Source organism: Microbacterium sp. Bi128, assembly GCF_918698205.1.
This window is the reverse complement of record NZ_CAKKMM010001365.1, coordinates 1-1,366: the sequence shown is the minus strand read 5'-3', so window position 1 is coordinate 1,366 and position 1,366 is coordinate 1. Positions and strand designations below refer to the sequence as shown.

The window sequence follows — 1,366 nt, the reverse complement described above, 5'->3', positions numbered from 1 at the left end:
GGTTCAGATGCGCGCCCGAGATCTTGCCCATGAACAAGATGATGCCCATCACCATCAGGCCCGGAGCCACCACTGCCGCCGTGCGGCTGATGACACCGGGGAACGCCTGGCCCATCATGCCGCCGCCGGCCGCGACGACCACGAGCAGGAACGTGCCGTATAACTCCGAGAACAGGCGCCGCCATTCCTGGCGCGGATCATTAAAGTCCTCAATCCGCTGCAGGACGCTTTGCTCCACTATTTCAAGTATGTTGGGTATGACGTCGTGATGCGCGTGGTCCCGGCGAGCGCCGTCTTTGTCCTGATTTGCCGCCATGGCTGTCCGCCTCCGCAGGTTCTGGCCATGTGGTCTGCCGTGCCCAGCCTCGGTCTGCCACCTCAGAAGGCCAATGTACCGCTGACGGCGACAGTTGTCAGCGCTCCGCGGGTGGCTCGCTGCCAGCGGGTGGCTCGCTTAGGGTCAGTGTGGCAATTTCGTAAGGACATCCGAGGGACAAAGTCCTAGCATTCAGCCATGAGGCAAGAAACCTGGCAAAAGTATTCCGAGTGGCCCCTCGTCGGTGCGGCTTTTGTTTTTCTGGCGGCCTACTCCATCCTCGTCATTGCAGAACCGCCGCAGCCCTACGCCGACCTTCTCGGAATCGTCGTGGGGTCAACGTGGGTCGCCTTCGGCGCCGACTACATTGTGAAGTTGCTCGTGGCGCCCCAACGGGGCCGGTGGTTCGTCCGCCACCCCTTGGACCTGCTCATGGTGGTGCTCCCCGTTGCGCGGCCGTTGCGGCTCCTGCGTCCGTTCACCTTGCGCCGGGTCATGGAACGGGCACCGGGCACCGCCATCAGGACCCGCGTCCTGGCCTACGTCATTGTCTCCGCGGTCCTCCTGCTCTACACGGTCGCCCTGAGCGTCTTCAATTTCGAAAAGAGCGCACCGAACGCGAATATCACCTCGATGGGCGACTCGTTGTGGTGGGCAATTGTCACCATCACAACGATCGGCTATGGCGACTACTACCCCGTAACCGTTCCGGGCCGGTGGGCTGCGGCCACGCTGATGGTCGGCGGGTTTGCAGTCCTGAGCATGGTCACGGCGGTGGTCTCCTCCTGGCTCGTTGAAAGTGTGACGGCAGCAACCAATCTGCGGAGGCGATCGGACGAAGGCATCGGCAGCGAGGAACGTGCCCGCCTCGTGGCCCAGATCAGCAGGCTCCATGACCAGCTGGCCCAGGGACCGGGCGATTCCGGCAGTACCCCGGCCCTCGGAGGGGCACCCAAGGAACCGCCTCAGCGGCATTGACGCTGCCTCCGTTGCGCTTGGACTTTCCTGGCGCCATGGCCGCAACCGGCCGGAGCGGGTACAACTGTTTCA

2 protein-coding genes are annotated in these 1,366 nt (G+C 63.5%); one reads left to right on the top strand and one right to left on the bottom strand.

Going from position 1 to position 1,366, the window contains the following annotated elements:
* The coding region (locus LQV45_RS32845) for an aquaporin (RefSeq protein WP_230011837.1) at nucleotides 1–316 on the bottom strand (316 nt) is incomplete at its 3' end.
* Between the two features lie 198 nt (nucleotides 317–514).
* Between LQV45_RS32845 and LQV45_RS32840 the strand changes: the two genes are divergently transcribed.
* Nucleotides 515–1,294, top strand: a complete 780-nt coding sequence (locus LQV45_RS32840; RefSeq protein WP_230011835.1) for an ion transporter — start codon at nucleotides 515–517, stop codon at nucleotides 1,292–1,294.
* The last annotated feature ends 72 nt before the right edge of the window (nucleotides 1,295–1,366 follow it).

Coding starts and splice junctions, on each gene's coding strand:
- LQV45_RS32840 (WP_230011835.1), top strand. CDS start 515: ATGAGGCAAGAAACCTGGCAAAAGTATTCCGAGTGGCCCCTCGTCGGT.